We start from the raw sequence: 518 nt of genomic DNA, 5'->3' as shown, positions 1-518 counted from the left end.
CTTCTCCGAACCATACTGGAACTTTGCTGACGAACTGACCAGCAGGGGCTTTGGTCACTGTGGTGAAGTGGCCAAAGCCCCAGTTGAGTAGTTCACGCGACTGATCAGCACGAGCCTGCTGGCTCTTGGTGCCCATGATGACAGAAATGAGGCGCATACCGTCACGGTTACTCGAAGCGACTAAGCAATAACCTGCCGCATCGGTATGGCCGGTTTTTAGACCATCAACCGTAGGATCGGTTGCGAGTAGGGCATTGCGGTTGCCCTGAGTGATACCATTATAGGTAAACTCTTTTTCGGAATAAATGCTGTAGTAATCACCGCTGTTTTTGACAATAGCGCGAGCAAGTTTGGCCAGATCTAGCGCTGAGGCTTGGTGACCTTCAGCAGGCATCCCAGTAGAGTTGACGAAATGAGAGTTTTCCATACCAAGTTTTTGCGCTTGCTCATTCATCAAGATTGCAAATGATGCTTCGCTACCCGCGATATGCTCAGCCATGGCTTTTGACGCATCATTA

At 49.8% G+C, this 518-nt stretch carries 1 protein-coding gene; it reads right to left on the bottom strand.

The genetic code is table 11. The features are described 5' to 3' along the window. Positions 1-518, bottom strand: a 518-nt coding sequence (locus ACS8FC_RS20885; protein ID WP_439298189.1) for a D-alanyl-D-alanine carboxypeptidase family protein, incomplete at both ends; no start/stop codon positions are given.

Source organism: Psychrobacter sp. 1Y4 (assembly GCF_051847555.1).
Note: the sequence above shows the minus strand (reverse complement) of the source record. Positions and strands in the feature narration are given on the sequence as shown.